Origin of the sequence: Pseudomonas sp. CM27, assembly GCF_013179515.1 — a bacterium.
In the GTDB taxonomy this organism is placed as follows: Bacteria; Pseudomonadota; Gammaproteobacteria; order Pseudomonadales; family Pseudomonadaceae; genus Aquipseudomonas.
The window spans coordinates 1-6,686 of record NZ_JABMCN010000150.1 but is presented as its reverse complement, the minus strand read 5'-3'; the positions used below and the strand labels follow the sequence as shown (position 1 = coordinate 6,686).

Genomic DNA, 6,686 nt, shown 5'->3' with positions numbered 1-6,686 from the left:
AGCGGGTAGGCACGGCAGTCGATGTCGCCCACGTCCCACACCAGGCCGGAGTTTTCCACGTCGTCGCCGTTCAGGGTCAGGCCGAGGATGGTGCTGGGCAGTGGCCGGCCGGTCTGGTACACGGCCAGCAGTTCGTCACGGTGCAGCAGTTTGCCGCGCGGCACGCCGTTGGCGTCGAGGATGAACAGTTCGAACAGCTCGATATCGGGGTTGTCGGCCAGGAAACGGCTGGCCTGCTCTACAGGTGCAAAGGGCATGATGGATTCGCTCACGGGCGCACTGGCCACCGCGCAAACGGGCGGCCCAGCTGAGTCAAACGGCCAGAAGGCGGCCGGGTTTGGTCACGATGGCGTGTGCGAAGTATCCGGTGGGCGTGCGTGGCGGCAGTGCCACAAGGCCCAGAAGGCGAGGATGATGTGCACCAGCGGATTTTCCCCGGCACGGCTCCGGGCCTTCGGTAGCGAAGGGCGGGAAGACGGTGGGGCGATGGCTGGGGCGGGAGTCATGCCTTTGATACTCACATGCGGCGTAAGGTTGATTAAAGCAGTGAATGGCAACCTTTACATCGAGCCTGACTAAACATTCTGCCGCTGTGCGAACCCTGTAGGAGCAGGTCCAGCCTGCACAGCAAAGTAGGGCCAAATCTGCGACAATCGCGCATCCTTCGAATGCCGATCATGAAAAAGCAGGCTCACCTGCGTCACTAAAAAGCCCCATGACTGACCACGCCATCGACAAACTGCTGCAAAACCTCGACCACGCCATGATCGCCGACCGCCATCGCCTGCGCCGGCAAATGCATGAACTGCGCAAGCGCCCCGACGAGGCGAAGCTGGCCCAATGGGTGGAAAAGGTCCAGGCCTCTTGCGCCCAGGTCACTGCACGCCAGCAGAGCGTGCCCACCGTGCGCTACGACGACAGCCTGCCGATCGCCGCCAAGCGTGACGAAATCAAGAAGGCCCTGGCCGAACACCAGGTGCTGGTGATCGCCGGCGAAACCGGGTCGGGCAAGACCACCCAGCTGCCGAAGATCTGCCTGGAACTGGGCCGTGGCAGCCATGGCCTGATCGCCCACACCCAGCCGCGCCGGATCGCCGCACGCAGCGTGGCAGCGCGGGTCGCCGAAGAGCTGGGCACGCCCCTGGGCGGGCTGGTTGGCTACCAGGTGCGTTTCGAAGACCAGAGTGACTCCAATACCCTGGTCAAGCTGATGACCGACGGTATCCTGCTGGCCGAAACCCAGCACGACCGCCTTCTGGAGCGTTACGACACCATCATTGTCGACGAAGCCCACGAACGCAGCCTGAACATCGACTTCCTGCTCGGCTATCTGAAAACCCTGTTGCACCGCCGCCCGGACCTGAAGCTGATCATCACTTCGGCGACCATCGACCTGGAGCGCTTCTCCAGGCACTTCGACGGCGCGCCGATCATCGAGGTGTCGGGGCGCACCTTCCCGGTAGAAACCTGGTACCGACCGCTCACCAGCGAGCAGGACGAAGAAGGTAACCAGATCGAGGACGACCTGACCGTCGACCAGGCCATCCTCGCCACGCTGGACGAGCTTGCGCACCACGAGCGCAGCGAGGGCAAGGGCCCAGGCGATGTGCTGATCTTTCTGCCGGGCGAGCGGGAAATCCGCGATGCCGCCGAAATCCTGCGCAAGGCGCAACTGCGTCACACCGAAATCCTGCCGCTGTATGCGCGCCTTTCGCCCGCCGAGCAGCAACGCATTTTCCAGTCGCATACCGGGCGCCGGGTGATTCTGGCCACCAACGTCGCCGAGACCTCGCTGACCGTGCCCGGCATCCGCTACGTGATCGACACCGGCACCGCGCGCATCAGCCGCTACAGCTACCGCGCCAAGGTCCAGCGCCTGCCCATCGAAGCGGTGTCGCAGGCCAGTGCCAACCAGCGTAAAGGCCGCTGTGGGCGGGTCGAGCCGGGTATCTGCGTGCGCCTGTACAGCGAAGAGGATTTCAACGGCCGGCCTGCGTTTACCGACCCGGAGATCCTGCGCACCAACCTGGCCGCGGTGATCCTGCAGATGCTGCACCTGCGCCTGGGTGCCATCGATGCCTTCCCGTTCATCGAACCGCCAGATGGCAAGGCCATCAGCGACGGTTTCAACCTGCTGCAGGAGCTGTCGGCGGTCAACCGCGAGAACCAGCTGACGCCGCTCGGCCGCCAGTTGGCGCGCCTGCCGATCGACCCGCGACTGGGCCGCATGTTGCTGGAGGGCGCCCGCCAGGGCAGCCTGCAGGAAGTGCTGATCGTTACCAGTGCGCTGTCGGTGCAGGACCCGCGCGAGCGCCCGCCAGAGCGCCAGCAGGCGGCCGACCAGGCGCACGCACAATGGAAGGACGTGGATTCCGACTTCGCCGCGCTGGTCAACCTGTGGCGCGGCTTCGAAGAGCAACGCCAGGCGCTGACGGCCAGCCCGCTGCGCAACTGGTGCCGGAAGAACTTCCTCAACTACTTGCGCCTGCGCGAGTGGCGCGACGCCCATCGCCAACTGGCGCTGATCTGCCGCGACCTGCAGTTGACGGTGAACAAGGAACCGTCCGACTACCAGAAAATGCACAAGGCCATTCTCAGTGGCCTGCTCAGCCAGATCGGCCAGAAGACCGAAGAGGGCGACTACCAGGGCGCCCGCCAGCGGCGCTTCTGGGTACACCCGTCGTCGGGCCTGGGGCGCAAGCGCCCACAGTGGATGATGGCTGCCGAACTGGTCGAGACCACCAAGCTGTATGCACGCATGGTGGCCAAGATCGAGCCGGACTGGATCGAACCGCTGGCCGGGCACCTGGTCAAGAAAAACCACTTCGAACCGCACTGGGAGAAGAAGCGCGGGCAAGTGGTGGCCTATGAGCAGATCACCCTGTACGGCCTGATCCTGGTCGGCCGCCGTCCGGTGCACTTCGGCCCGATCGACCCGGTCACCTCGCGCGAGCTGTTCATCCGCGAAGCCCTGGTGGGTGGCGAAATCCAGTCGCGGGCCAAGTGCCTGGCGGCCAACAAGCGCCTGCTCGAAGAACTCGATGAACTCGAGGCCAAGGCTCGCCGGCGCGACATTCTGGCTGACGAAGAAACGCTGTACGCCTTCTACGAAGCACGCCTGCCGGCGGAGATCCACCAGACCGCGACCTTTGACAGCTGGTACCGCATGGGCAGCCAGAAGGATGCCAGCCTGCTGATCATGCGCGAGGAAGACGTGCTGGCCCGCGAGGCCAGCGAAGTGACTGCCGCGCAGTACCCCGACAGCCTGCAGGTGGGCGAACTGCGCTTGCCGCTGAGCTACCACTTCGAGCCTGGCCACCCCCGTGATGGTGTGACCGTGCGGGTGCCGGCGCCGCTGCTGCCGAGCCTGCCGGGCGAGCGTCTCGAATGGCTGGTGCCAGGCCTGCTGGAAGCCAAGTGCGTGGCACTGGTGCGCAACCTGCCCAAGGCTCTGCGCAAGAACTTCGTGCCGGTGCCGGACTTCGTCAAGGCTTCACTGGCGCGCATGACCTTTGGCCAAGGGGCATTGCCGCAGGCGTTGGGCCAGGAGCTGCTGCGCATGACCGGTGCGCGTGTCTCTGATGAGGCGTGGGAGGAGTCGGTCAAGCTGGTCGAAGGCCACCTGCGCATGAACATCGAAGTGGTCGATGGCCAGGGCAAGTTCCTCGGTGAAGGCCGCGATCTCGCCGAGCTGACTGCACGCTTTGCCGCGGCCAGCCAGGCGGCGCTGGCCGTGCCGCGTGATGCCAATAACGAACAACCGGTGCAGGCCAAGGCCTTCAGCGAAGTGAAGCAGACCGCCCAGCAGAAGATCGCCGGGCTATCGATGACCGTGTACCCGGCGCTGGTGGAAGACAACGGTACGGTGCGTGAAGGGCGCTTCTCGACCCAGGCCGAAGCCGAGTTCCAGCACCGCCGCGCCTTGCAGCGCCTGCTGCTGCAGCAGTTGGCCGAGCCGGCCAAGTTCCTGCGCGGCAAGTTGCCGGGGCTTACCGAACTGGGGCTGCTGTACCGTGACATGGGCCGGGTCGATGCGCTGGTCGAGGACATCCTGCTGGCCAGCCTGGACAGTTGCATTCTCGAAGGCGAGCAGCCTTTGCCCCGTGATGGCGCGGCACTGGCCGGGCTGGCAGAGCGCAAGCGTGGCGCATGGGCCGAGCACGCCGAGCGCCTGGCTCGGCTTACCCTGGAGGTATTGAAGCTGTGGCATGGGCTGCAGAAGCGCTTCAAGGGCAAGATCGACCTGAGCCAGGCAGTGGCGCTGAACGACATCAAGCAGCAGTTGGGCAACCTGGTGTACCCGGGCTTCGTACGCGAGACGCCTGGTATCTGGTTCAAGGAGCTGCCGCGTTACCTGAAGGCGGTGGAGCTGCGCCTTGAAAAGCTGGGGTCGCAGGTGCAGAAGGACCGGGTGTGGAGTGGCGAGCTGGCCAACTTGTGGGCGCAGTACAAGGCTCGTGCCGACAAGCATGCCCAGGAGGGCAAGCGTGACGAGCAGCTGGCTTTGTATCGCTGGTGGCTGGAGGAATACCGAGTGTCGCTGTTTGCCCAGCAACTGGGTACCAAAGTGCCCATTTCGGATAAAAGATTGAGCAAGCAGTGGAGCCAGGTGGAGGGCTAAACTTCCACAGTTGTGGCAGTATTGATGCAATTTGGGGCCGGTGCACGGCCCCTGTGGGAGCGGGTTCACCCGCGAACGAGGGCACCGCCCTCGCTGTCTAGTTGGTACTAAAGTGCCATTAACCTGTCATATTCCCAGCCAGCGCCCTGTGGCGATGGCCTTTGACCAGAGGAACGACCGTGCATAACGTCGTGATCAGCGGCACCGGCCTGTATACCCCGGCCCAAAGCATTTCCAACGAAGAACTGGTGGCTTCCTTCAATGCCTGGTCGCAGCAGTTCAACCTGGACAACGCCGACGCCATCGCGCGCGGTGAAGTCGAAGCGGCGCCAGTGTCCGATGCTGCGTTCATCGAAAAGGCCTCGGGCATCAAGAGCCGCTTCGTCATGGACAAGGCGGGTATCCTCGACCCGCAACGCATGAAACCACGCCTGCCAGAGCGCTCCAACGACGAACAGTCGATCCTCTGTGAAATGGGCGTTGCCGCCGCACGCCAGGCACTGGAACGCGCCGGCCGCACCCCTGCCGATGTCGACGGGGTGATCGTCGCCTGCTCCAACCTGCAGCGCCCTTACCCGGCCATCGCCATCGAAGTGCAGCAGGCGCTGGGCATCCAGGGCTTTGCCTTCGACATGAACGTGGCTTGCTCGTCGGCCACCTTCGGCATCCAGACTGCCGCCAACAGCGTGCAGCTGGGCCAGGCCCGGGCACTGCTGGTGGTCAGCCCGGAGATCTGCACCGGGCACCTGAACTTCCGTGACCGCGACAGCCACTTCATCTTCGGCGACGCTGCCACTGCCGTGCTGGTCGAGCGTGCCGACCTGGCAACCTCGGCGCACCAGTTCGACATCGTCGGTACCAAGCTGCAAACCGCGTTTTCCAACAACATCCGTAACAACTTCGGCTTCCTCAACCGCGCGGCGGAAGAGGGTATCGACACCCGCGACAAACTGTTCGTGCAGGAAGGCCGCAAGGTGTTCAAGGAAGTCTGCCCGATGGTCGCCGAGCTGATCGGCAAGCATCTGGGCGAGAACGACCTGCAGCCGTCGGACGTCAAGCGCTTCTGGCTGCACCAGGCGAACCTCAGCATGAATCACCTGATCGTCAAGAAGCTGCTGGGGCGTGAAGTGGCCGAAGAGGATGCACCGGTGATTCTCGACCGCTACGCGAATACCAGTTCGGCGGGGTCGGTGATTGCCTTCCACTTGTACCAGGATGACTTGGCCAAGGGCTCGCTGGGGGTGTTGAGCTCGTTTGGTGCGGGGTATTCGATTGGTAGCGTGATTCTGCGCAAGCGCTGATTGCTTCGGAATGTCGGGGCTGCAAAGCAGCCCCCTACAATCTCACAGGCAAAAAAAGCGGGAAATGCCGGATGGGGTCGGCATTTCCCGCTTCAGTGTGAAGCAGAGCAGGGTTTCGTTTAGAACTTGGCTTCCAGGTCTACCTGCAGGGTGTCTACGTCGGCATTGCTGTTAGGCAGCTGCGAAAGGTCGGTCTTGGCCATCAGGTAGGCCGCGCCCAGCGAGAAGTTCTTGTCGATCTCGTAGCCGACCTTGAACTTGTGACCGCGCGAGCCGGTGAAGCCGTTGCCAAAGTCGGAGTCCGTGAACAGGCTGACCACGGCATTACGCTGCACGTCGCGGTAGTTGTAGTCCAGGCTCCAGGCGCCGACTTTGGTCTTCAGGCCAGCCAGCCAGGCTTGGTCTTCGCCATCGGTGCTCTCGGTGTTCTTCACGTACTGGCCGTAAGCCGACAGCGGGATGGCAAAGCCGGTGAAGTCAACCTGGCCGAAGCCCTCGACCAGGTTGAATTCATTGGTGGTGTTGCCGAACGACTGCAGAATGGCTGCTTCCTTGTCGTTGTCGTAACCATAGATGCTGGCGCCCACGGTGAGCTTGAGCACATCAGCTGGGGCGAACTTGGCGCCCAACTGGCCATGGTAGACCTGCGCGTCGTGCTTGTACTGAACACCGTCGCCATCGACGTTGTCTTTCAACGTGTACTGACCGGCGCTGGCAAAGACTTCCGCGCCGCCCAGATCCGCTTTGTAGGTGGCGGCCACGCC

The 6,686-nt window shown here is 63.5% G+C and carries 3 protein-coding genes and 1 pseudogene; 2 read left to right on the top strand and 2 right to left on the bottom strand.

Going from position 1 to position 6,686, the window contains the following annotated elements; translation table 11 throughout:
- Positions 1-257 (bottom strand): annotated as a pseudogene (locus HP547_RS18425) (glutamine synthetase); the annotation flags it as partial.
- Between the two features lie 458 nt (positions 258-715).
- Between HP547_RS18425 and hrpA the strand changes: the two are divergent.
- A complete protein-coding gene (gene hrpA / locus HP547_RS18420; RefSeq protein WP_172287032.1) occupies positions 716-4,621 on the top strand; it encodes an ATP-dependent RNA helicase HrpA in 3,906 nt (1,301 codons plus the stop codon).
- 179 nt (positions 4,622-4,800) lie between these two features.
- Positions 4,801-5,922, top strand: coding sequence for a beta-ketoacyl-ACP synthase III (locus tag HP547_RS18415; RefSeq protein WP_172225425.1), 1,122 nt, complete (start codon positions 4,801-4,803; stop codon positions 5,920-5,922).
- A gap of 119 nt (positions 5,923-6,041) precedes the next feature.
- On the opposite strand, the gene HP547_RS18410 is transcribed toward HP547_RS18415, so the two are convergent.
- Positions 6,042-6,686 (bottom strand): putative porin (locus HP547_RS18410; RefSeq protein WP_172287031.1); only part of this gene is annotated, 645 nt, incomplete at its 5' end.

Bases quoted from the DNA above. Each gene is read 5' to 3' on its own strand.
- hrpA (WP_172287032.1), top strand. From the start codon at position 716: ATGACTGACCACGCCATCGACAAACTGCTGCAAAACCTCGACCACGCC.